The sequence below is a fragment of the Rathayibacter sp. AY1C7 genome, assembly GCF_002931865.1.
Lineage (GTDB): Bacteria > Actinomycetota > Actinomycetes > Actinomycetales > Microbacteriaceae > Rathayibacter.
The window spans coordinates 35,554-57,781 of sequence record NZ_PSWB01000021.1; the positions used below are offsets into that span (position 1 = coordinate 35,554).

Sequence of the window (22,228 nt, forward strand, 5' to 3'; positions counted from 1 at the left end):
GGACCGTCCGATCGAGCGGATCGACGCCGGTCCCGCGAGCCCGGGACGCCCCGGAGCCGCGAGCACGAGGGGAGGCCGGGAGCATGACGAAGGGCCGCCTGCGCGTGCTCCTCGGAGCCGCGCCCGGAGTGGGCAAGACCTACACGATGCTCGAGGAGGGCCGCCGGCTCGCCGCCGAGGGTCGCGACGTCGTGGTGGCCGTGGTCGAGACGCACGGCCGCTCCGCCACCGCCGCGATGGTCGAGGGGCTGGAGGTCGTGCCGAGGAGGGCCGTCGAGCACCGCGGTGTGCTGCTCGACGAGATGGACCTCGACGCGGTGCTGGCCCGCCGGCCCGACGTCGCGCTGGTCGACGAGCTCGCGCACACCAACGCCCCCGGCTCCCGGCATGAGAAGCGCTGGGAGGACGTGCGGACGCTCCTCGACGCCGGCATCACCGTCTTCTCGACCGTGAACATCCAGCACATCGAGTCGCTCAACGACGTCGTGCACGCGATCACCGGAGCGCCGCAGCGCGAGACGATCCCGGACGCGGTCCTCCGCGCCGCCGATCAGATCGAGGTCGTCGACCTGGCGCCCCAGGCGCTGCGCGACCGCCTCGCCGACGGCCGCGTCTACCCGCCCGAGCGCATCGACGCGGCGCTGTCCAATTACTTCCGGCTCGGCAACCTGACCGCCCTGCGCGAGCTCGCGCTGCTCTGGCTCGCCGACGAGGTCGACAGCGCGCTCCGCGACTACCGCGTCGAGCACGGCATCGACAGCACCTGGGAGGCGCGCGAGCGCGTGGTCGTGACCCTCACCGGCGGGCCGGAGGGGGAGACCCTGCTGCGGCGCGGCGCGCGGATCGCGGCCCGCGCCTCCGGGGGCGACCTGCTCGCCGTGCACGTGGTGACCCCCGACGGCCTCCGCACTCCCCGGCCGCACGTGCTCGAGGCGCAGCGGGTGCTGGTCGAGAAGCTCGGCGGCAGCTACCACCAGGTGGTCGGCGAGGACGTGCCGCGGACGCTGGTCGAGTTCGCCCGCTCGGTGAACGCGACGCAGCTGGTGATCGGCGTGAGCAGGCGGAGCCGTTTCGCCTCGGCGCTGACGCCCGGCACCGCGTCGACGGTGATCCGCGAGTCCGGCAACATCGACGTGCACATCGTCAGCCACTCCGCCGCCGGGCGCACCGCGGTGCTGCCGAGGCTCGACGGGGCCCTGACTCTGCGGCGCCGCCTCCTGGGACTGGCCCTCGCCCTCGTGGGCGGCCCGCTGGTGACCTGGCTGCTCTCGAGCCTCCGCAGCGACGAGTCGATCACGAGCGACGTGCTCTCGTACCAGCTGCTGGTGGTGGTGGTCGCGCTGGTCGGCGGGCTCTGGCCGGCCCTCTTCGCGGCCGTGCTCTCGGGGCTGACCCTCGACTTCTTCTTCGTCGATCCGCTCTACACGATCACCGTCGACGAGCCTCTGCACGCGCTGGCGCTGGTGCTCTACGTGCTCAACGCGGCGCTCGTCAGCGCCGTGGTCGACCGCGCGGCCCGGCGGGCGCGGGCCGCCAAGCGGTCGGGGGCGGAGTCGGAGCTGCTGGCGACGATCGCCGGCGGCGTGATCCGCGGGCAGGGGGCGCTGCAGGCGATCCTCGAGCGCTCGCGCGAGGCGTTCGGGCTGACCGGCGTGCGGCTGCTGCGCGGCGGCGAGCTCGTCGCGGCGGACGGCGAGCCGCAGCCGGAGGGCGATCCCGCGCGCATCGCGGTGGGCGAGGGCGCGGTGCTCGAGCTGCACGGCCGTGAGCTGGAGGGGAGTGAGCGGCGGCTGCTCCAGGTCGTCGCCGCCCAGCTCGACTCGGTGCTCGAGAACGCGGCCCTCAGCGAGACGGCCAGCTCCCTCGCTCCGCTGGCCGAGACCGACCGGGTGCGCAGCGCCCTGCTGTCGGCCGTCAGCCACGACCTGCGCCGGCCCCTCGCCGCGGCCACCGCGGCGGTCAGCGGTCTGCGCTCGCCCGAGGTGGTCTGGAGCGAGCGCGACCGGGAGGAGCTGCTCGCCACCGCCGACGAGAGCCTCACCGTGCTCGCCGCGCTGGTCACCGACCTGCTCGACGTGACGCGGCTGGAGGCTGGGGCGCTCGCCGTGGCGCTCGCTCCGCTCGACGCCGCCGACGTGGTGCTCCCCGCGCTCGACGAGCTCGGGCTCGGTCCCGGCGAGGTCGACCTCGATCTCGATCCGGAGGGCCCGGCGCTGCTCGCCGACGCGGTGCTGCTGCAGCGCGTCGTGGTCAACCTGCTCGCGAACGCCGTCCGCTACGCGCCGTCCGGCACCCGGGTGCGCGTGGCCGCCAGCGCCTTCGGCGGGAGCGCGCAGCTGCGGATCGTCGACCACGGCCCCGGGGTGCCCGAGGAGCGCCGCGCCGAGATCTTCGTGCCGTTCCAGCGACTCGGCGACGACGACAACCTGACGGGCCTCGGCCTCGGCCTCGCGCTCTCGAAGGGGTTCACGGAGGGGATGGGCGGCACGCTCGAGACGGAGGACACTCCGGGGGGCGGGCTGACGATGGTGGTGACGCTGCCGCTGGCGCCGGAGACTGCTGCCGCTGCTCCTGCGGTTCACGTCGCTCCGGCCGGCCCGCACGACGGCGGGTCGGGCGCCGCCCCGCACGAGGACTCCGGAGGAGCCGCATGAAGATCCTGATCGCCGACGACGACCCGCAGATCCTGCGTGCCCTGCGCATCACCCTCACCGCCCGCGGATACGACGTGGTGACGGCCGGCGACGGCACCGAGGCGATCAACCGCGCGGTGGACGAGCATCCGGACCTCTACATGATCGACCTCGGCATGCCCCGGCTCGACGGGGTCGAGGTCATCCACGGACTGCGCGGCTGGACGAGCGCGCCGATCCTGGTGGTGTCGGGGCGGACGGGCGCGGCCGACAAGGTGGGCGCGCTCGACGCCGGCGCGGACGACTACGTGACCAAGCCGTTCTCGATGGACGAGGTGCTCGCGCGCATCCGGGCCCTCTCGCGGCGGGTGCAGCCGGCCGACGGCGAGCCGCTGGTCGTGATCGGCGAGGTGACCGTGGACCTGGTGGCCAAGAGCGCGACGCGGGACGGCGTCTCCGTGCGGCTCACCCCGACCGAGTGGCAGGTGCTCGAGATCCTCATCCGCAACGCGGGCAAGCTGGTCACCCGCCGCTCGCTGCTGGCCGAGATCTGGGGCCCCGCGCACGTCACCGACACCGGCTACCTGCGCCTCTACGTCGCGCAGCTGCGCAAGAAGCTCGAGCCCGACCCCGCGCATCCGCGGCACCTGCTGACCGAGGCGGGCATGGGCTACCGCTTCGTGCCCTGACCGGCCTGTGCCCGGCGGGGGGAACCCCGGACCGTCGAGGGAGCCCGCCGGTCGTGGCTCCCGCGACGGTCCGGGGTCCCCTCGGCGGAGGGGGGCAGGTCACCAGTCGTGGACGGTGCCGTCGGCGAGGCGGTTGAAGGGCAGGTACGCGTGCACGTAGGGGTACTTCCCGGCGGCGTCGACGTCGAGCTCCACGCCCAGACCGGGGGCGTCGCCCGGGTGCAGCCGTCCCTCGCTCCAGGTGAACGACTGCTGGAAGACGCTGTCGGTCCGCTCGCCGTGCTTCATGTACTCCTGGATCCCGAAGTTGTGGATCGCCAGGCCCAGGTGCATCGCGGCCGCCATGCCCACCGGGGAGACGTCGGTGGGTCCGTGCATCCCGGACTTGATCTGGTACTGCGCGGCGTGGTCGAGGATCCTCCGGAGGTGGGAGACGCCTCCGGTGTGCGTGACCGCGCTGCGGATGTAGTCGATCAGCTGCTCGCGGATCAGGAGCTGGTAGTCCCAGACGGTGTTGAAGACCTCGCCGATCGCCAGGGGCGTGGTGGTGTGCTGCCGGACGAGGCGGAGGGCCTCCTGGTTCTCGGCGGGCGTGCAGTCCTCGAGCCAGAAGAGGTCGTACGGCTCGAGGGACTTACCGAGGGCCGCGGCCTGGATCGGTGTCATCCGGTGGTGGCCGTCGTGGAGGAGGGGGAGCTCCGGCCCGAACTCGTTGCGGACGGCCTCGAAGACGCGGGGGACGTGGCGCAGGTAGGCGCGGGTGTCCCAGTCCTCCTCGGTCGGCAGGCCGCCGCGCTGCGCCGGCTCGTGGTCGTAGCGCACGCCGGCGTTGCCTTCGAGGACGGCGTTGGAGGCGATGCCGTAGATCGAGGTCAATCCCGGCACCGCGGTCTGCACGCGGATCGCGCGGTACCCCTGCTCCTGGTGCTCGCGGATGCTGTCGAACAGCTCCGCGTCCGTCCGCCCGGACGCGTGGCCGTAGGCGAGCAGGCCGGTGCGGGACGCGCCTCCGAGCAGCTGGTAGAGCGGCATGCCCGCGGCCTTGCCCTTGATGTCCCAGAGGGCGGTGTCGACCGCCGCGATCGCCGCCATCGTGACCGGCCCGCGGCGCCAGTAGGACGACCGGTAGAGGAACTGCCAGGTGTCCTCGATGCGCGAGGCGTCGCGGCCGAGGAGCAGCGGCACGACGTGGTCGGCGAGATAGGAGACCACGGCGAGCTCGCGGCCGTTGAGGGTCGCGTCGCCGAGGCCGGTCAGCCCGTCGTCGGTCGTGAGCTTGAGGGTGACGAAGTTGCGGTCGGGACTGGTGACGACGACCTCCGCCTTGTCGATCTTCATGGGATGCCTTTCGTGGTGGGGGATCGGGTCAGGGGTTCCGGCCGGGAGCGCGGTCCATCGAGAACGCGGCGGTCGAGAGGCCGGGCGCCACGGGCGCGGCCTGCCCCGTGCTCTCGCGGCGCTCGGCTATCTCGGCGACGATCTGCGCGTGCCGGCGGTCGGTCAGCGGGTAGAACGCCATGATCAGCACCGCGAGCAGGGCCGCGACGGCCGGGATGAGGCCGGCGGCGGCGCGGATGCCCCACTCGGCGTGCTCGCTCTGCTCCGCGGCCCCGGCCACGTAGCCGCCCCAGGCCAGCGCGTACGCGGCGAGGGCGCCTCCGACCGCCTGGCCGGTCTTGCGGGTGAAGGAGAACAGGGCGTAGATCGTGCCCTCGGAGCGGATGCCGGTCTTCCACTCCCCGTACTCGACGGTGTCCGCCTCGATCGCCCAGACGAGCATGTTGACGAGCTGGATGCCGACGTAGGCGAGGACCAGTCCGCCGAAGCCGACCGCCACCGCGTCGCCCGGGGCGAGGAAGACGACCGTTCCGCCGCTGATCAGGACCCCGACTCCGGCCATGTAGGCGTTGCGCTTGCCGAACCGCCGCACGATCGTCGGGACGAGGGCGGCCAGGCCGAAGGTCAGGGCGAGCTGGATCAGCGACATCGCGGCGTAGAGCTGGACCGATCCGAGCACGTCGCGCAGGTAGTAGAGCTGCACGGTCTGGAGCGCGAGCGTCCCGGTGAGGAACAGGAACGAGCTGAGGCAGAGGAAGAGCAGCGGCCGGTTGGAGCGGAGGGTCGTCATGCTCTGACGGAACGTGACGTGCGCGACGTCGCGCTGGACGCGCTCCTTCGCGGTCAGGATCGTGAAGAGGTAGAGCGCGGAGCCGACGACGACGAAGCTCAGCGTGACGATCGAGAAGAGCGACTGCAGATCGGCGCCGGGGACGACCAGCGGGGCCATGAAGGTGCCGAGCCCGGCCCCCACGATCGCGCCGCCGATGGCGCGGGCGCTGGCGAGCTTCGCGCGCTCGGTGCCGACCTGCGTCATCGCTCCGGCGAGCGAGCCGTAGGGGATGTTGACGAGGCTGTAGGCGAGGCCGAGCGCGGCATAGCTCAGGTAGGCGTAGAGCAGGGTTCCGCTCTCGCCGATCTGCGGGACGGAGAAGGTCGCGGCCGAGAGCAGCAGGAGCGGGACCGACCCGAACATCAGGAAGGGCCGGAACTTGCCGAAGCGCCTGCTGTAGGTGCGGTCCACGACCCGGCCGGCGAAGACGTCGGCGAACGCGTCGAAGATCCGCACGACGAGCAGCAGCGTGCCCGCCGCGGCCGCGGAGATCCCGGCGACGTCGGTGTAGTAGACGAGCAGGAACATCGTGGCGGTGGTGAAGGCGAGGTTGTTCGCCGTGTCGCCGGCGCCGTAGCCCACGATGCTCAGCTTCGAGAGCTTCTCAGCGGCGGGCGCTCCGGGCGCGGTGGTGCGGGGGGTCATGCGGGCTCCTTTACCCGGGCGCGGACCCGTCGGGGATCCGCGCCGCATCGAGACGGTGCGAAGGTGGCAATCGGTTGCCGACGGCGCCGGAAGGCGCCGCGCGGAGAGGCGGGGTGGAGGTCTAGGCCGCCTGAGCGGCGACCGCGGCGACGAGGGCCGGGTCGTCGACGAGGCGCGGGTCGACGAGCCGCAGCAGCGCCTCGACGGGCCGGGCGGAGCCGAGGGCGCGGTCGAGGGCGGGGCGCTGCGCGTCGGGCAGGCGGTCGCCCTGGAGCAGCAGTGCGATCCAGTCGGCGACGGCACGGAGGGAGGCGGCTCCGCCGTGTCCGCCCGCGCGCTCGGCGAGGAGCACGGGCACGATCCGGATGCGGAGCTTGGCGGTCGCGTCGGCGCCGATCTGCTCGAGCCGGTGCTCGATCCGGGGGTTGCCGAAGCGCTCGAGGAGGGCGGCGCAGTAGGCGTCCGCGTCGAGACCGGCGGGGAGGCCGGCCGCCGCCTCCGCCCAGAACGCCTCGACGGCGCTCCGGCAGGCGGGGTCGGCGATCGCCTCCGCGACGGTGGCGAGACCCCGCCGGCGGCCGGTGGCGGCGAGGAGCGTGTGCGCGCCGTTGAGGAGTCGCAGCTTGCGCCGCTCGAAGGGCTCGATGTCGTCCACGAAGCGGGCTCCGGCGCGCTCCCAGGCGGGCCGGCCGGCGGGGAAGCCGCCGCAGAGGACCCAGTCGCGGAACGGCTCGGTCACGACGGACGCGGCGTCGCTGATGCCGGTGAGCTCGGCCGCCGCCTCCCGGTCCGCCGCCGTGGCGGCCGGAGTGATCCGGTCGACGGAGGTCGACACGAACGAGACGGTTCGGTCGATCCAGTCGGCGAGCGACGGGTCGAGCCGCTCGGCGAGCAGGAGCAGCCCACGGCGCACGAGAGGGCCGTTGCCGGAGAGGTTGTCGCAGGGGACGACGGCGAGCGGGCCGGAGCCGGCGTCGCGCCGGGCGGTGAGGCCGAGGAGGAGGCGGCCGAGCGCGGTCGTCGGCGCTCCTCCCGATCGGAGGGCGGCGAGGTCGCTCCGGACGGCGGGGTCGTCCAGGTCGGGGCCGCCGTCCGCGGCGAGACGGTACCCGGCCTCCGTGATCGTCAGCGTGACGATCGCCGTCGCCGGAGCCGCGACGAGCTCGACGAGACGCGCGACGTCCGCGCCGTCGACCGCCTCGACGATGCTGCCCACGACCGTCGCCGAGTCGCCCTCCGGTCCGCGCTCGATCAGCGTGAACAGGCCGTCCTGCGCGGCGAGCTCCTCGGCCGCGCGGGGGCTCCGGCCGGTGAATGCGGCGATGCCCCACTCGTGGTCGTCGTCGACGGCGTGCGTGTACCAGGCCTGGTGCGCTCGGTGGAAGGCGCCGAGGCCGAGGTGGACGATGCGGACGGGAGCCGCCGGCAGGCCCGCGGACGCGCGATCGAGACCGCCTCCTCCGCCGTGCCCGCTCACAGCTTGAAGACCTTCCGCGGCTGGGCGTCGACGAGGTCCAGGATGACGGCGCTCGCCGTCTCGGAGTCGATGCGCCCCTCGGCGACCAGGCGCGCGAGGAACGCGGCGTCCAGCCTCCGCGCCATGTCGTGACGGGCCGGGATGGAGAGGAACGCGCGGGTGTCGTCGATGAAGCCGGAGCTCCGCGAGAAGCCGGCGGTCTCCGTCACGGCGGCGCGGAAGCGCAGCACCGCGTCGGGCGCGTCGAGGAACCACCACGGCGCTCCGAGGAACACCGACGGGTAGTAGCCGGCGAGGGGAGCGAGCTCGCGCGAGTGGGTGCTCTCGTCGATCCCGAAGAGGACGAGGTGGAAGCCCGGTGCGTTGCCGAGCTCCTGCAGCAGCGGGCGGAGGGGCTCGGCGAACCGGGTCGCGACGGGGATGTCGTGGCCGGTGTCGGGACCGAAGCGCTCGAAGGTCGGCCGATCGTGGTTGCGCAGCACGCCGGCGTGGACGGTCATCACCAGGCCGTCGTCGACGCTCATGCGGGCGGACTGCAGCAGCAGGTGGGCGGCGAGGACGCGGCTGCCCTCGGCGTCGATCGTGCCGGCGCGGGCGCGGGCGAAGAGGGACTGCGCCTCGGCGGGGTCGAGGTCGACGGTCAGCGGCTCCAGCACTCCGTGGTCGGCGGAGACGGCGCCGTGGTCGAGGAAGTACCGGCGCCGGGCGCGGAGGGCCTCGAGGAATCCGGGGAAGCTGGACTCCTTCGTTCCGGTGGCGGCGGCCAGGGCGGCGACGCGCTCGGGCCAGCCGGGGGTGGAGGGATCGAGGTAGGCGTCGGGGCGGAAGGTCGGCAGCACGCGGCCCGGGAACGCCGGATCCTCCGCCAGAGCCCGATGGACGGCCAGGTCGTCCAGCGGATCGTCGGTCGTCGCCAGCACCTCGATCCCGAACCGCTCGAAGAGCGCCCGCGGGCGGAAGGCGTCGGACGCCAGCCGGGCCCCGATCGCCGCGAAGAGGGCGTCGGCGGTGGAGGCGTCGGGCTGCTCGGTGATGCCGAACTGCTCGGCGAGGATCGACTGGAGCCAGTAGCCCGAGGCGGTTCCCGCGAAGATCCGCCAGTGCGCGCAGAACGTGCGCCACACCTCCTCCGGGCCGGCGAGGCGCTCGCCTCCCGGGATGCCGAGATCGCCGAGGTCGATCCCGGCGGAGTGGAGCAGCCGGGTGACGTAGTGGTCGTGCCGGAGGAAGAGCTCGGCCGCGTCGGCGAAGGGGCGGTCCTCGAGCAAGAGGCGCGGATCCACGTGCCCGTGCGGGGAGAGGATCGGCAGGTCGGCGACGCTCGAGTGGAGGTCGCGGGCGATCGCCCGGGTCGTCGGGTCGATCGGCAGGAGTCGGTCGGGATCGTTCAGCAGCTTCGTCGGCACGGGGCCATCCAAGTATGGGTGCGGAGGAGTGTCAACCGATTGCCAAGGCTGTCGCACCGATTGGCGCGCCGGGGCGCGGACCGGGGTCAGGAGTCGCGGCGGGGTCCCGTCGAGGCGCGCGGGACGAACTCCGTCGGCAGATCGTCGGCCCGCTCCGGAGGCTCCTCGTCGCCGAGCACCCGGCGGACCGCCCGCTCGCCCATCCGGCCCAGCGGCGCGCTGATGGTCGACAGCGGCGGCGAGGTGAAGTCGCTCCCGAAGATGTCGTCGAAGCCGATGATGCTGAGCTGCTCCGGGATCGCGACGCCCGACTCCTGTGCCGCGCGCATCAGTCCGATGGCGACCAGGTCGTTGTAGGCGATCACCGCGCCGACGCCGGAGGCGGTCACCCTCGCGAGCGCGCTCCTCCCGCCCTCGAGGGTCGAGACGCCCGGCCCGATCTCGACGACCGTCATGCCCCGCTGCGGAGCGCGGTCGAGGAGGAGCTCCCATCGCGCGGCGCTCATCCACGAGTCGGGCGGACCGGCGATGAAGGCGAGGGAGCGGTGGCCGAGGGCCGCGAGGTGGTCGAGCGCGGCGTCGATCCCGGGGGCGAGATCGGGCACGATCCCCGCGACGCCGGGGACCACGCGGTTGAGGACGACGACCGGGATGCGCCCGGCCAGCGCGATGATCTCCTCGTCGCTGAGGCGGGTGCTGACGAGGACGAGCCCGTCGGTGGAGGCGGCGATGCGGTCGGCCGCCTCGGCCTCGCGCTCCCCGGACTCCTGCGACTCGGCGAGGATCATCGTGAAGCCGCGGAGCGACGCCGCCCGCTCCGCTCCGCGCACGGCGGGGAAGAAGGCCGGGTTGGTGATGTCGGCCACCAGCAGCCCGAGGGTCGAGGTGCGGCCCGTCGGCAGCGCGCGCGCCATCGGGTTGAGCCGGTAGCCCAGCTCCTTGGCGGCGGCGCGGATCCGCTGCTCGGTCGCGGCGTTCAGCCGTCCGGGCGTGCTCAGCCCGCGCGAGACGGTGGAGGGGGCGACGCCGGCGAGTCGGGCGACGTCGTAGATCGTCGTCGCGGAGCGGCCGCGGCGTCTCGCGGCGGAGGGGCCGGTGGGCGCGTCTTCGCTGGGCACGATCGCGGTCTTCTCTCGAGGGGCACGGCGGCGGACGGGGCGCCGTCCGCCGCCCATGCTGCCACAGGGCCGAGAAGCCCGCCCGGCCCGTCGCTCGCGTCCGGGTCGGGCCGGATCGGGGAGTCCGCGCTCCGGGAGGCCGCCGTCACCGGCCGGCCGCCCACCGCTCCGGTCCTGTCCAGCGCGGCTCCGCCCCGTCAGCTCCGCTCCGGGAACGCCCCCTCCTCGCGGATGCGCTCGTTGAGCGCCGCCAGGAACACGCCCTCGTCGAGGTCGAGCGGTACCTCGCGTCCCGTCCAGCTCGAGTAGTGGATGGCGTTGGCGAGCCGGACCCCGAGGATCCCCTCCGCCCCGGGTGCGAGCAGCGGCGTGCCGTGCAGGATGCTGTCCGCGAAGTCCTGCAGGACGGCCGTGTGCTGCTCGCCCCAGACCGACGCCGACTCGATCCGCTCCGTCGTGGAGAGGCCCGCGGTGTCGTAGCGACCGCTGAGCAGGAGGCCCACGTCCTCGGCGCTGAGGGCGGCGCTGACCTCGCGCTCGGGGGCTTTCAGCCGGGTGATCGTCGCGACCCGGGAGTCGTCGACGACGATCCGACCGCGCTCGCCGACGATCTCGAGGCGGTCGGTGCCGATCGGGTCGTGCGTCGTGGTGACCAGCACGCCGGTCCTGCCCCCGCCGAAGTCGGCGAGCACCGTCACCTCGTCCTCCACCGCGATGTCGCGGCACCGCCCGTAGCCGGCCTTCGCGACCACCGACTCCGGCACCCCGCACAGCCACTGCCAGAGGTCGAGCTGGTGGGGCGCCTGGTTGACCAGGACGCCTCCGCCCTCGCCTCCCCAGGTCGCGCGCCACGCGCTCTGGTCGAAGTAGGCCTGCGGCCGCCACCAGGTCGTGATGATCCAGTTCGAGCGCAGGATCCGGCCGATCCCGCCCTCGTCGACGACCTCCTTGAGCCGGCGGTAGAGCGGGTTCGCCCGCTGGTTGAACATGATCGCGAAGCGCTGACCGGGACGGGCGGCGGCGGCCTCGTTCAGCTCCGCGACCTGCGCGGCGTAGACGCCCGCCGGCTTGTCGACCAGCACGTGCAGCCCGTGCTCGAGAGCGTCGATGCCGATCCCGGGGTGGAGGTAGTGCGGAGTGCAGACGACGACGGCGTCGACCTCTCCGCTCGCGAGGAGGGAGCGGTGGTCGGCGTGGAAGGACGCTCCGGGTGCGAGCGCGGCGGCCGCCGCCTCCCGGGCGGGGTCGACGTCGGCGACGGCGGTGACGACGAGGTCGCGCACTCTGCCGTCGGCGAGGAAGCGGGCGTAGGAGGAGCCCTGGGCGCCGAATCCGATGATGCCGAGGCGGACGGTGGTCATGGGAGGAGTCCTTCGTTCGGGGTGGAGTGGGGGATCCGCGCGGGCGCGCTCGGGGCGTAGGCGGCCTGGACGATCGCGAGCGACCTCGCCGCCTCGCGGGGCGAGATCCAGAAGGGCTCGTCCTCGCCGAGGCGGGCGTAGAAGTCGTGCACGAGAAGCTCGTGCGAGGCGCCCCAGTACGAGCGCCCGCCGGATCGGCGCTCCGTGTCCGGGACGACCTCGACGGATCCGTCGTCGCGCCGCACGGTGAGGGCACCGCGCAGCGAGACGGTGGCGCGCTCGGTGCGCAGGCGGAGCTCGACCGGCTCGTCCCACGCGTTCGCCACGGTCGCGTAGAGGACGCTGCGCGCGCCGGAGGCGTGGGTGAGCACCAGGTCGGCGGTGTCCTCGACCTCGATCGGAAGCAGGCGCGTGGAGGCGGAGCCGCTCACCGCGACCACCTCGCCGAGGAGCCACTGCAGGAGGTCGACGGTGTGGATCGCCTGGTTCATCAGCATCCCGCCGCCGCCCTCGGCCCGCATCCCGCGCCAGGGGCGGTCGAGGTAGTAGCCGGGAGTGCGGTGCCAGAGCACGGTCGCGGCCGCACCCGTCACGGCGCCCAGGGAGCCGGACACCAGCAGCTCGCGGAGGCGCTGCACGGGCGGGTTGTAGCGGTTCTGGAAGCAGACGCCGATGCGCGCCCCGCCCCGCTCGGCCGCGGCGATCACCTGCTCGCCCTCGGCGACGGAGGAGGCGAGCGGCTTCTCGAGGAGCACCGCGACGCCGCGGTCCAGGGCCGCGACCGCCAGCGCGGCGTGCGTGCTGTGCGGAGTGCAGACGTGCACGACGTCGGGGCGGACGGAGTCGAGCATCCGGACCGCCTCGGGGAAGCCCGGCACCGCGTGCCTCTCGGTGGCCGCGGCGAGCCGGCCCGGGTCGGTGTCGCAGACCGCCACCAGCTCCGCGCCGGGTGCGGTGCCGATCGCCGCGAGGTGGACGGAGGAGATGTCGCCGCAGCCGATCACCGCCGCGCGGACGCTCATCGCAGGTCGATCCCGAGCGAGGAGGCGAGCCCCCGGAAGGCCCGAGCGGCCACTCCGAACGACTCGGGGCCGGAGAATCCGCCGAGGGCGTCCGTGATCGCGAGGTGCGGCTCCAGCGAGGCGACGCCCGTCCAGCCGTCGTCGCGCAGGGCGGTGAGCGTCTCGCGCAGCTGGCCGTCGCCCTCGCCGGCGGGCACCACGGTGCCGGTCGCGGCCACCGCGTCCTTCACCTGCAGGTAGTCGACGTAGGGCCGCAGCGCCGTCCAGCCGTCGTCGAAGGGCCGCACCCCGCACTGCACGAAGTTCGCGTTGTCCCAGGCGAGGCGCAGGGCGGGCGAGCCGACGGACTCGACCAGGTCGAGGATCCGCTCGGGGACGTCGCCGTAGATGTCCTTCTCGTTCTCGTGCAGCAGCACCACGCCCTCGCGCTCGGCTCGATCGGCGAGTCTGCGCATGCGCAGCAGGACGTCGTCGCGGATGCTCTCGACCGGCACTCCCTCGCCCCGGTAGAACGAGAAGACGCGGATGCTCGGCGTGCCGAGGGCGTGCGCGGCGCGGATGACGCGGTCGAGGCGCGCCACCTCGAGCTCGGGGTCGAGGGCGACGTCGACCTTGCCGATGGGCGAGGCGACGGCCGAGACGGACTGGCCGCCGCGCTCGAGCACGGCGGCGAGGCGGGCGAGGCGCTCGTCGTCGAGGTCGACGACGTTCCGGCCCCAGGCGCTGCGCACCTCGATGCTGTGCGCGCCGAGCGCTCGGAGGACGGCGACCTGGACGACCGGGTCGGGGTCGATCTCGTCGCCGAAGCCGGAGAGGGTCCAGGGCGCGGGGTTCTCGGATGCGGTCGTCGCGGGTGCGGTCGTCGCGGGTGCGGTGGTCACGGTGCGTGCCTCGTTCTCGTCGTCGGGAACCGGCGGGCAGGAGCGCCGCCGTGCCACGACCATACGCGTATTGGCAACCGATTGACAAGATCGGAGGCGCGCCTCTACCGTCGGGGGCGTTCCGGGCCGCGGAGACGCCGGCCCCCACCGCGACCGGGAGGACTGCCGTGACCAGGATCGGCGTGCAGGCGATGATGCTGAAGGACGCGTTCGCCTCGGCGGGCGCCTTCGCGACGCTCCGGGAGGTCCGAGCGATCGGCTACCGGTCGGTGGAGATCTCGCAGGTCCCGCTGACGGCGGCCACCGTGGCCGAGCTGCAGCGGGCGCGGGACGAGCTCGGCGTCGAGATCGCGGCGATCTCGGCGGGCCTGGCACCGGGGGACTCCCCGGGTGCCGCGCTCGAGGGCGGGCTCGCCGGGATCGTCGCCGACGCCCGCGCGCTCGGCACGCGCACGGTCCGGATCGGCATGCTGCCCGCCTCCGCGGCGGTCTCGCCGGCCGCTCTGCTCGACTTCGCCGACCGCTGCCAGGCCGCCGCGGCGGGGCTCCGCGACGACGGGCTGCGGCTGCTGCTCCACAACCACCACCACGAGTTCGCGCGGCACGACGGCCGCCTCCTGCTCGACGTCGTCGCCGAGCGGGCTCCGCTGCTGGGGCTCGAGCTCGACGTGCACTGGGTGCAGCGGGGCGGGCTCGATCCCGTGACGACGCTGCGCCGGTACGGGGAGCGCGTCGCCCTGGTGCACCTGAAGGACTACCGGGTCGGGCCGCCCGCCGATGCGTCCGGCGGGTGGTCCGTGCACGCCTTCACCTCGAACGTGCAGTTCGCCGAGGTGGGGGAGGGCAATCTCGACTTCCCGGGGATCATCGGGACGAGCCTCGCGCTCGGCGTCGACCACCTCCTCGTCGAGCAGGACGAGCGCTACGGGCGGAGCGCGCTCGACTGCCTGCGGACCTCGCACGCGAACCTCGTCGCGATGGGCTTCTCGGACTTGTTCTGAGGAGCGGCCGAGGCTCCTCGCCAGGGATCGGAGCGGCCCGTTCTCCACCGCTCAGGGGCCCGGGTCCCCGCCGCGTCGGGCGCGACGGCACGCTGGCTCTCCGTGCCCGACCAGTCCGTGGTCGAGTGGACCGAGGACGCCGCCCCGCACGCCGAGGAGGAGGAACGACGACCGGGAAGACGACTGCGAACGACGGCTCGACGGCCCTCGGCTACCCGCCCGCGTACGGCCGCCCCGCTCCGGCCACCCTCCGCCCGGTCGATCGGGGAGCTCCGTTCCGTCTTCGCATCCGGGCGCAGCCCCGGAGAAGAAGCAGCCGGATCCGCCGGGGTCCGCCTCCGCTCCGCGGAGCGGAGGACAATGGAGGGACCCCCAGCGAAGGAGACCACCGTGGATCAGCCGCGCATGAACGTCGAGTCGTTCAACCTCGACCACCGCACCGTCGCAGCGCCGTACGTGCGCCTCGCCGACGCGAAGACGCTGCCCGGAGGCGACCACCTCGTCAAGTACGACGTGCGCTTCACCCAGCCCAACCGCGGGCACCTCGAGATGCCCACCGTGCACTCGCTCGAGCACCTGTTCGCCGAGAAGTCCCGCAACCACTCCGACCGCGTGATCGACTTCTCGCCGATGGGCTGCCAGACCGGCTTCTACCTGCTCCTCTCGGGCGAGCCCGAGCTCTCCGAGGTGCTCGGCCTGGTCGAGGCGACGCTCCAGGACATCACCGAGGCCGACGAGGTCCCGGCCGCCAACGAGACCCAGTGCGGCTGGGGCGCCAACCACTCCCTCGAGGGGGCGCAGGAGGCGGCGCGCACGTTCCTCGCGCACCGCTCGGAGTGGGAGACGGTCACCGCGTGAGCACGGCGATCGTCCTGGTCGCGATGGACGAGGAGGCCGCGCCGTTCCTCGCCGCCGCGTCCAGCGCCTCCGAGCCGCGCGCCGTCGGCAACGCGCTGCAGTGGGAGCTCGAGCTCGACTCCCGCGCGGTGCTGCTCGTCCGCACCGGCATCGGCCTCGTCAACGCGGCCGGCGGTCTCACCGCAGCGATCCTGCGGGAGGGCGGCTCCCGGCCGCTCGTGGTGAGCGCGGGGACCGCCGGCGGCCTGGGCGCCGACGTCCGCGTGGGCGAGGTCGTGATCGGCGCCGAGTACGTGCAGACCGACGCCGATGCGCGGGCGTTCGGCTACGCGCTCGGGCAGGTCCCGGGGATGCCCGCCCGCTACTCCGGGGACGACGCGGCGCTCGCCGCGGAGCTCGAGCTGCTGGAGGGGCCGCCGGTGCGCCGCGGCCTGATCGTCTCGAGCGACGTCTTCGTCTCGAGCGCCCACGTGGACCGCGTGCGGAACGACTTCCCCGGCGCGCTCGCCACCGACATGGAGTCCGTCGCCCTCGCGCAGACGGCGCACGTGCACGGGCTGCCGTTCGTCTCGGTCCGCGGGATCTCGGACCTCTGCGCCCCCGGCGAGTTCGAGGCGCACGTCGACGACGCGGCCGATCGCTCCGTCGCCGTGGTGCGGGCGCTGCTGCGCGGGCTCGGCGACCGGGACTGATGGACGGGCGGCCCTCCGCGACAGCGCGGAAGGGCCGCCCGGCGGTCAGTCGTTGCCGACGTGCTGGTCGCCGGCCTCCTGGGCCTTGTCGACCTGGCCGGCGAACTTCCCGCCGGTCGCGGAGTCGGCGGCGTCGCCCGCCTTGTCGAGTCCCTTGTCGGTCAGCTCCTCGCCCTTGTCGCTGTTCACGGCGTTCTTCGCCTTGTCCGCGAGTCCTCCGAGATCCACCATGGGGTCGTTCCTTCCGTCGATGAGCGCCCGTCGAGCAACGGGCCGCCGCCAGTCTCCGCCGCTCGGCGAGGATCTGCGCGGGGTTGCGTCTCACGGCCGCGCCGAGGAGGATGCGCCTCCGGCCCGGCCCGTCAGCCCGCTGCGCCGAGCCCCGTCACCGCACCGGCGATCGCCGTCGTCTCCTCGCCGTCCGGCCAGCGCAGCCGCACGCCCGGCTCCGTGACGACGCTCCCCACCGCGGCCGTCGCGGTCCAGGGTGTGCCCATCCTCGACTCCCCCCGCCGGTCGGCGGTGATCATCGCGAAGCCGGGGAAGCAGCCGAGCCAGTCGGCGGTGCCGGCCGCCTCGGGGACGGGGACCGCCGCGAGGTCGATCACCGCTCCTCCTCCGCTGGCCTCGGCGAGCATGCCGACCGTCCCCACCAGCCCGGCCATGCTCACGTCCTTCGCCGCCCTCGGCCGCGCGAGTCCGACGGAGGCGGCCATCGCCCGGAGCTCCTCCGCGCGCCGGGACGACGTCGAGTCCCACTGGGCGCCCGCGAAGCCGGGCCGCCAGCCGCCGCCGAGGTCGGCCGTCAGCGAGAGCTCGTCGCCCGGAGCGGCGGCGCCCGGCACCGGCGCCGCGGTACGGCCGAGACCGGTGACGCTCAGGGCCGCCGGCACTCCGAGCTGGGTGTGCCCGCCGAGCACGGGGACGCCCCAGGCGGCGGAGGCGGCCCGCAGACCGCTCACGATGCGCGCGGCGGCGGCCGCGTCGCGAGCGCCGATCGCGTCCATCAGCCCGATGCCGGTCGCGCCCATCGCGGTGAGGTCGTTGACGTTGACCAGCACCGAGCACCACCCCGCCCACTCCGGGTGGCGCTCCACCATGGACGGGACGATCGCGTCGCAGACGGCGATCAGGTCGCTGCCCGGGACCGGTGCTCCGTCGTCGCCGACGAAGCCGGCCCCACCGAGGCCCCCCTCGGCCGCCAGCGGAGCCAGAAGGGCGCCGAGGGCCGCCTTGGCCGCGGTGGCCGCCCGGTCGAGCCGGTCGACCGGCCAGCGCATCCGGGCGTGCTCGACTCGGGCGACGGTGCTCGTGCCGATCCTCCGCCAGCCGAGCCGCCGGAACAGCACCTCGTTGCGCAGCTGCACCGAGGCCTCGAAGCGGAGCACCCCGCGCGCCTCCGCCTCCGCGCAGGCCGCGCGCACGAGGGCGGCACCGATTCCGGAGCCGCCCCGCGCCTCGCGCGCCACCACCAGGCGGCTGCCGGTCCACCAGCCCAGATCGCGTCCGCCGCCGACAGGCGCGATCCGGACCCCGCCGAGCACCGCGCCGTCCGGAGCCACCGCGACGAGCACCACCGAGCGCGGATCGTCGTCGGCGTCGTCGTGGTCGTCGCCCGCGAACAGCCCCTGCTCGGCGACGAAGACCTCGCGCCGCAGGGCCCGGTGCGCGGCGAGCTCGCGCTCCTCCGCCCTCACCACCGTGAACGCAGGCGCGACCCGAGCACCCTCGAGGATCGAGAGCTCCACCATCAGGCGCCGGCCGTCTTCAGGACGCCGCAGGCCCCGCACGCCGCGCAGCCCGCACTCTGGCCGCTGCTCAGCATCCCGGCCTCGATCAGGAGCGCGGCGACCTCGGCGCTGACCCGCTCCAGCAGTGACCCGGCCGGCGGGAGCACGTGGTCGACCTCGGTCGCCAGGGTCCCGCGCAGCGGACGGAAGGGCACCACGAAGGGGTAGACCCCCATCCCGATCAGCTCGCGGGCGCTCGTGACCAGCTCGTCCGGGTCCTCGCCGAGGCCCACCAGGAGGTAGGTCGAGACCTGGTTGCGGCCGAAGATCCGCACTGCCTCGCGCCACGCCCAGCGGTACTCGTCCAGGCTGACCCGCGCCTTGCCCGGGGTCCAGCGCTGCCGCACCGCGTCGTCCATCGACTCCACGTGGATGCCGATCGAGACGGCGCCCGCGTCCTTCAGCGCCTGCAGCGCCGAGACGTCGGAGGGCGGCTCGCACTGCACCTGGATCGGCAGCCCGGGGACCGCCGCGAGCACCGCGCGGACGCAGCGCGCGAGGTGGGCCGCTCCGCGGTCGCGGCCCTTGGAGGTGCCGGTGGTCATCACCATCTGGCGCACGCCGTCGAGGCGGACCGCCGCCTCCGCGACCTCGGCGAGCTGGGCCGGGGTCTTGACCGCGATGGTCGCACCGGCTTCGAGCGAGGCCTCGATCGCGCAGAAGCGGCAGCGCTCCGCCTCGTCGTAGCGCATGCAGGTCTGGACGACGGTGGTCGCGAGGATGTCACGGCCGTGCAGCCGGGCGATCTTCTCGTAGGAGACGCCGTCGGCGGTGTCGAGATCGTAGAAGCGCGGGCGGCGGACGGGAGTCACGTCCAGGCCGATGTCGGCGCCCTCGAGCAGGAGGCGGTTCCCGCTCACCACGTAGGGGCTGTCGGGGTTCACCGGGATCGCGGCGCCCAGGCCGCCGAGCATCACGTGCCCGTCGTCGCTCGGGCCGGCGCCGGCCTCGCGGTGCACCGGTGCCTCGACGCGGATGCCCTGCAGGGCGATGTCGACGCGAGTGCGGAGGGCGGAGGGGCCGGTGCGGCGGATCCCGGTCGAGTGCGCCCCGCCCGGGGAGTGCGCCCCGCCGACCGGGTGCGGGCCGGCGGCCGGGTGCGCCGCACCGGTTGCCGGCGGCGAGGACGCGGGGGAGGGACTGCGGAGATCGGTCACGAGGACTCCTTCGTGGCACCGCGGAGCGGGCCGGACGGGCCGCGCACAGCGGCGGCCGGGATGTCGGTGCGGTCGTCTCACCCCCCAGTCAAGGCGCCTCGTGTTTCGCCCTCGTGACGGGAGGAACGCGGTCTCGTTACGGATCCGCCGTCACGGGAGCTTCTTCCGGTGGAAACCACTCCGAAACATCCCGGCCGTTGACTGGACGCGTTCCACTCCGCACCACTGCTCCACCCCGGCGGACGTCGTCCCGCGTCGTCTCAGCGCATCCCGCCGGAGCCATGCACTCGCACGCCGCTTCGGCGGACCGACACCAGGAGGAACCATGTCCGTCTCCCAGGAGATCGAAGACCAGGTCAGCGCCAACATCGAGATGTCGCGCTCCGAGATCGCCCACCCGGCGCTCCCGAAGGGCAGCAACCTCTACGGCTCCACCAAGGTCTTCCCCGACTACCAGGCCGAGCCCGGGGAGTCGTACCTGACCCTCGTGCACGGCATCGCCCACGAGTCCTCGGTCAGCTTCGTCGCAGTGCTCCAGGCCACCCGCGCGGCGCGGAAGGGCTACGAGTCCGCGCTCTACTTCTACGGGCCCGGCACCATCAACGCGATGGCCACCCGCGGCTTCCCGACGGTCGGCGACTCCGGATTCCCCGGCGAGCAGAACCTCAACAACGCCATCGAGACCTTCATCCAGGAGGGGAACCGCGTCTTCGTCTGCCGGTTCGGCATGGCGCTCCACGGCCTCCGCGAGGAGGACCTGATCGAGGGCTGCATCCCCTGCCACCCGCTCGACGTGCAGGACGCGCTCATCCACTACGCCCGCAAGGGCGCGATCATCAACTCCACCTACAACCTGTAGGCGATCGCGATGACCCTCGTCGGATCGGTCGCGGCGAACTTCACCCGCGACCTGGATCAGAACTACGCGCTCATCGCCTCCCTGGCCGAGGAGGCCCGCGAGAGGGGAGTGCGCTTCCTGGTGCTCCCCGAGGCCGCGATCGGCGGCTACCTCTCCTCGCTCGGCAACCACGGCGACACGGTCGCCACCACCCGCCGCTCCCTCCCGCCGGCGGTGCGCCTGGACGGGCCGGAGCTGCGGCGGGTGCAGGAGATCGTCGGCGACCTGGTGGTGGCGATCGGCTTCTGCGAGCTCGACGACGACGGCGAGACCCGCTACAACGCGGCCGCGCTCCTGGACGGCGGGCAGGTCTACGGCAGCTACCGGAAGGTGCACCAGCCGCTGGGCGAGCACCTCTCGTACTCGCCGGGCCCGGGCTACGGCACCTTCGAGACGCCGGTCGGCCGGGTGGGCCTGCAGATCTGCTACGACAAGGCGTTCCCCGAGGCGGCGCGGTCGATGGCGCTGGACGGCGCCGAGATCATCGCCTCGCTCTCGGCGTGGCCGGCCGCTCGGACGGCGACGGCCGAGAACCTGCAGGAGGACCGCTGGACGTACCGGTTCAATCAGTTCGACATCGCCCGCGCCCTCGACAACCAGGTGTTCTGGCTCGCCTCGAACCAGTCGGGGACCTTCGGCTCGCTCCGCTACGTCGGGAACGCGAAGGTCGTCGATCCCGGCGGCAACGTGCTCGCGACGACGCTGCTCGGAGCAGGCATGGCCGTCGCCGACATCGACGTGCGCGGCGCCTTCGAGGCGATGCGCGGCGGGATGTTCCACCTGCGCGACCGGCGGCCCGGCGCCTACGACATCGACCGGGTCTGGAACGGAGGACTCGTCCATGCCTGAGATGACCTTCCACGTCCGCTGGCCGGACGGCTCGGAGGAGCGCTGCTACTCGCCGAGCCTGGTCGTGCACGAGTTCCTCGGGACCGGGACCGCCTATTCGCTCGAGGACTTCGTCGCCCGTTCGAGTGAGGCGCTGCGCATCGCGTCGGACCGGGTGCGGGAGCGGTTCGGGTTCGCCTGCACCTCCGCGATGCAGCAGGAGTCCGACATCCTCCGCACGGCGCAGCGCTTCGAGGGCGGCACGGTCAGGGTGCTCGCGATGGAGCCGCCCGCTCCGGCCGGGCAGCGGGTGCGGCCGTGAGCGCCGCTATCGAGCCCGGGCGCCACGTCGAGGTCGCGGTGGTCGGAGGCGGGCAGGCCGGGCTCTCGATCAGCCGGCACCTGGTCGACGACGGCATCGAGCACGTCGTGCTCGAGCGCGCGACCATCGGCCACGACTGGATCGACCGCCGCTGGGACGCCTTCACCCTCGTCACGCCGAACTGGCAGTGCCGCCTCCCCGGGTACCCTTACGACGGGCCGGACCCGGACGGATTCATGACGCGCGACGAGGTGCACGCGTGGGTGCGCCGCTACGCGCAGAGCTTCGACGCCCCCGTGGTCGAGGGCGTGGAGGTGAGCCGGCTCCGCGAGCGCGCCGGGGGAGGGTTCGAGCTGATCACGAGCGCGGGCGCGATCACGGCCGACCAGGTCGTCGTGGCGACCGGCGGCTACCACCGCCCGGTCCTCCCCGCCGTCGCCGCGCGGCTGCCGTCGGACGTGCTGCAGCTCCACTCCGCCGACTACCGCTCGCCGGAGGCGCTCCCGCCCGGCGGCGTGCTCGTCGTCGGCTCCGGGCAGTCGGGCGCGCAGATCGCCGAGGACCTCTTCCTCGCCGGGCGCGAGGTCCACCTCGCCCTCGGCAGCGCGCCGCGGGTGGCGCGCTTCTACCGGGGCCGCGACTGCGTCGCCTGGCTCCAGGACATGGGCGTGTACGACGTGCCCGTCCACGCGCAGGTCGGCGGGCTCACCAAGCGGGAGTCGACCAACCACTACGTGACGGGGCGCGGGGGCGGGCGGGACATCGACCTGCGCGCCTTCGCCCGCGACGGGATGCACCTCTACGGCCGACTGGCCGGGGTGGAGGGGTCCCGGCTGCGCTTCGCCCCCACGGCGGAGGCGTCGCTCGACTACGCGGACTCGGTCGCGGAGTCGATCAAGGACGACATCGACCGCTACATCGCGGCGCACGGCATCGACGCTCCCGAGGAGGACCGCTGCCGTCCGGTCTGGCGGCCGGAGTCCGAGGCGACCGGGCTCGACCTCGCGCGCATCGGCAGCGTCGTCTGGGCGGTCGGGTTCCGCTCCGACTATCGCTGGGTCGAGATCGGCGTGTTCGACGGCGCCGGCCATCCCACCCACCAGCGCGGAGTGACGAGCGTGCCGGGCCTGTCGTTCCTCGGGCTGCCGTGGCTGCACACCTGGGGGTCCGGCCGCTTCGAGGCGATCGCCCGCGATGCGGGGCACCTGGCGGAGGAGGTCCGGCGAGTGCGCGAGGCGGGGCGCTTCGCTCGGGAGCGCGAGCCGGATCTCGCCGGATAG

Annotated in this window: 20 protein-coding genes; 9 read left to right on the forward strand and 11 right to left on the reverse strand. The window is 73.8% G+C overall.

Annotated features, from left to right (window positions below):
- Positions 1–83: 83 nt before the first annotated feature.
- Both C5C69_RS11935 and C5C69_RS11940 read left to right on the forward strand, forming a co-directional pair.
- The gene (locus C5C69_RS11935) at positions 84–2,654 is read left to right on the forward strand and encodes an ATP-binding protein (protein ID WP_104257952.1); all 2,571 of its coding nucleotides are present in this window, start codon (positions 84–86) and stop codon (positions 2,652–2,654) included.
- Positions 2,651–3,322, forward strand: coding sequence for a response regulator (locus C5C69_RS11940; protein WP_104257953.1), 672 nt, complete (start codon positions 2,651–2,653; stop codon positions 3,320–3,322). The genes C5C69_RS11935 and C5C69_RS11940 overlap by 4 nt, the downstream gene beginning before the upstream one ends.
- Before the next feature lie 99 nt (positions 3,323–3,421).
- On the opposite strand, the gene manD is transcribed toward C5C69_RS11940, so the two are convergent.
- The 8 genes from manD to C5C69_RS11980 form a co-directional block, all read right to left on the reverse strand.
- Positions 3,422–4,660: a D-mannonate dehydratase ManD gene (manD, locus tag C5C69_RS11945; RefSeq protein ID WP_104257954.1), complete on the reverse strand. Its 1,239-nt coding sequence runs from the start codon at positions 4,658–4,660 to the stop codon at positions 3,422–3,424.
- Positions 4,661–4,688: 28 nt separating this feature from the next.
- The gene (uidB, locus tag C5C69_RS11950; RefSeq protein WP_104257955.1) at positions 4,689–6,137 is read right to left on the reverse strand and encodes a glucuronide transporter; all 1,449 of its coding nucleotides are present in this window, start codon (positions 6,135–6,137) and stop codon (positions 4,689–4,691) included.
- 121 nt (positions 6,138–6,258) lie between these two features.
- The gene (locus tag C5C69_RS11955; protein WP_258065234.1) at positions 6,259–7,614 is read right to left on the reverse strand and encodes a mannitol dehydrogenase family protein; all 1,356 of its coding nucleotides are present in this window, start codon (positions 7,612–7,614) and stop codon (positions 6,259–6,261) included.
- Positions 7,611–9,020, reverse strand: a complete 1,410-nt coding sequence (uxaC, locus tag C5C69_RS11960) for a glucuronate isomerase (protein WP_104257956.1) — start codon at positions 9,018–9,020, stop codon at positions 7,611–7,613. The genes C5C69_RS11955 and uxaC overlap by 4 nt, the downstream gene beginning before the upstream one ends.
- An 86-nt stretch (positions 9,021–9,106) precedes the next feature.
- Complete coding sequence (locus C5C69_RS11965; RefSeq protein WP_159940282.1) at positions 9,107–10,138, reverse strand: LacI family DNA-binding transcriptional regulator; 1,032 nt, start codon at positions 10,136–10,138, stop codon at positions 9,107–9,109.
- A 197-nt stretch (positions 10,139–10,335) separates the two neighbouring features.
- Positions 10,336–11,499, reverse strand: coding sequence for a Gfo/Idh/MocA family protein (locus C5C69_RS11970; RefSeq protein ID WP_104257957.1), 1,164 nt, complete (start codon positions 11,497–11,499; stop codon positions 10,336–10,338).
- On the reverse strand, positions 11,496–12,521 hold the full coding sequence (locus C5C69_RS11975) for a Gfo/Idh/MocA family protein (RefSeq protein WP_104257958.1): 1,026 nt from the start codon (positions 12,519–12,521) through the stop codon (positions 11,496–11,498). The genes C5C69_RS11970 and C5C69_RS11975 overlap by 4 nt, the downstream gene beginning before the upstream one ends.
- Complete coding sequence (locus tag C5C69_RS11980) at positions 12,518–13,402, reverse strand: sugar phosphate isomerase/epimerase (RefSeq protein WP_258064191.1); 885 nt, start codon at positions 13,400–13,402, stop codon at positions 12,518–12,520. Before C5C69_RS11980 ends, C5C69_RS11975 begins: the two co-directional genes overlap by 4 nt.
- A 167-nt stretch (positions 13,403–13,569) precedes the next feature.
- On the opposite strand from C5C69_RS11980, the gene C5C69_RS11985 reads away from it, so the two are divergent.
- From C5C69_RS11985 to mtnN, 3 genes are all read left to right on the forward strand, one after another.
- Entirely contained in the window at positions 13,570–14,403 is an 834-nt protein-coding gene (locus tag C5C69_RS11985) for a sugar phosphate isomerase/epimerase (protein WP_258065233.1), read from the forward strand.
- Positions 14,404–14,763: 360 nt separating this feature from the next.
- Positions 14,764–15,261 carry an S-ribosylhomocysteine lyase gene (locus tag C5C69_RS11990; RefSeq protein WP_308470742.1) on the forward strand — a complete coding sequence of 166 codons (498 nt, stop codon included), beginning with the start codon at positions 14,764–14,766 and terminating at the stop codon, positions 15,259–15,261.
- Positions 15,258–15,953, forward strand: coding sequence for a 5'-methylthioadenosine/S-adenosylhomocysteine nucleosidase (gene mtnN, locus C5C69_RS11995; protein WP_258059322.1), 696 nt, complete (start codon positions 15,258–15,260; stop codon positions 15,951–15,953). Before C5C69_RS11990 ends, mtnN begins: the two co-directional genes overlap by 4 nt.
- A gap of 45 nt (positions 15,954–15,998) precedes the next feature.
- On the opposite strand, the gene C5C69_RS12000 is transcribed toward mtnN, so the two are convergent.
- From C5C69_RS12000 to C5C69_RS12010, 3 genes are all read right to left on the reverse strand, one after another.
- Positions 15,999–16,184 carry an antitoxin gene (locus C5C69_RS12000; RefSeq protein WP_104222638.1) on the reverse strand — a complete coding sequence of 62 codons (186 nt, stop codon included), beginning with the start codon at positions 16,182–16,184 and terminating at the stop codon, positions 15,999–16,001.
- Positions 16,185–16,315: 131 nt separating this feature from the next.
- The gene (locus C5C69_RS12005) at positions 16,316–17,704 is read right to left on the reverse strand and encodes an MSMEG_0567/sll0787 family protein (RefSeq protein WP_104257960.1); all 1,389 of its coding nucleotides are present in this window, start codon (positions 17,702–17,704) and stop codon (positions 16,316–16,318) included.
- Positions 17,704–18,900 carry an MSMEG_0568 family radical SAM protein gene (locus C5C69_RS12010; RefSeq protein WP_258059779.1) on the reverse strand — a complete coding sequence of 399 codons (1,197 nt, stop codon included), beginning with the start codon at positions 18,898–18,900 and terminating at the stop codon, positions 17,704–17,706. Before C5C69_RS12010 ends, C5C69_RS12005 begins: the two co-directional genes overlap by 1 nt.
- Positions 18,901–19,225: 325 nt before the next feature.
- Between C5C69_RS12010 and C5C69_RS12015 the strand changes: the two genes are divergently transcribed.
- From C5C69_RS12015 to C5C69_RS12030, 4 genes are read left to right on the forward strand one after another with little or no spacing between them, the layout of a single operon-like run.
- Complete coding sequence (locus C5C69_RS12015) at positions 19,226–19,759, forward strand: MSMEG_0572/Sll0783 family nitrogen starvation response protein (protein ID WP_104222636.1); 534 nt, start codon at positions 19,226–19,228, stop codon at positions 19,757–19,759.
- A gap of 9 nt (positions 19,760–19,768) precedes the next feature.
- Positions 19,769–20,647 (forward strand): carbon-nitrogen hydrolase family protein, encoded by an 879-nt coding sequence (locus C5C69_RS12020; protein ID WP_104250270.1) that lies wholly within the window; start codon positions 19,769–19,771, stop codon positions 20,645–20,647.
- Positions 20,640–20,948, forward strand: a complete 309-nt coding sequence (locus C5C69_RS12025; protein ID WP_104222634.1) for an MSMEG_0570 family nitrogen starvation response protein — start codon at positions 20,640–20,642, stop codon at positions 20,946–20,948. The genes C5C69_RS12020 and C5C69_RS12025 overlap by 8 nt, the downstream gene beginning before the upstream one ends.
- Positions 20,945–22,228 carry an MSMEG_0569 family flavin-dependent oxidoreductase gene (locus C5C69_RS12030; RefSeq protein WP_219812201.1) on the forward strand — a complete coding sequence of 428 codons (1,284 nt, stop codon included), beginning with the start codon at positions 20,945–20,947 and terminating at the stop codon, positions 22,226–22,228. The genes C5C69_RS12025 and C5C69_RS12030 overlap by 4 nt, the downstream gene beginning before the upstream one ends.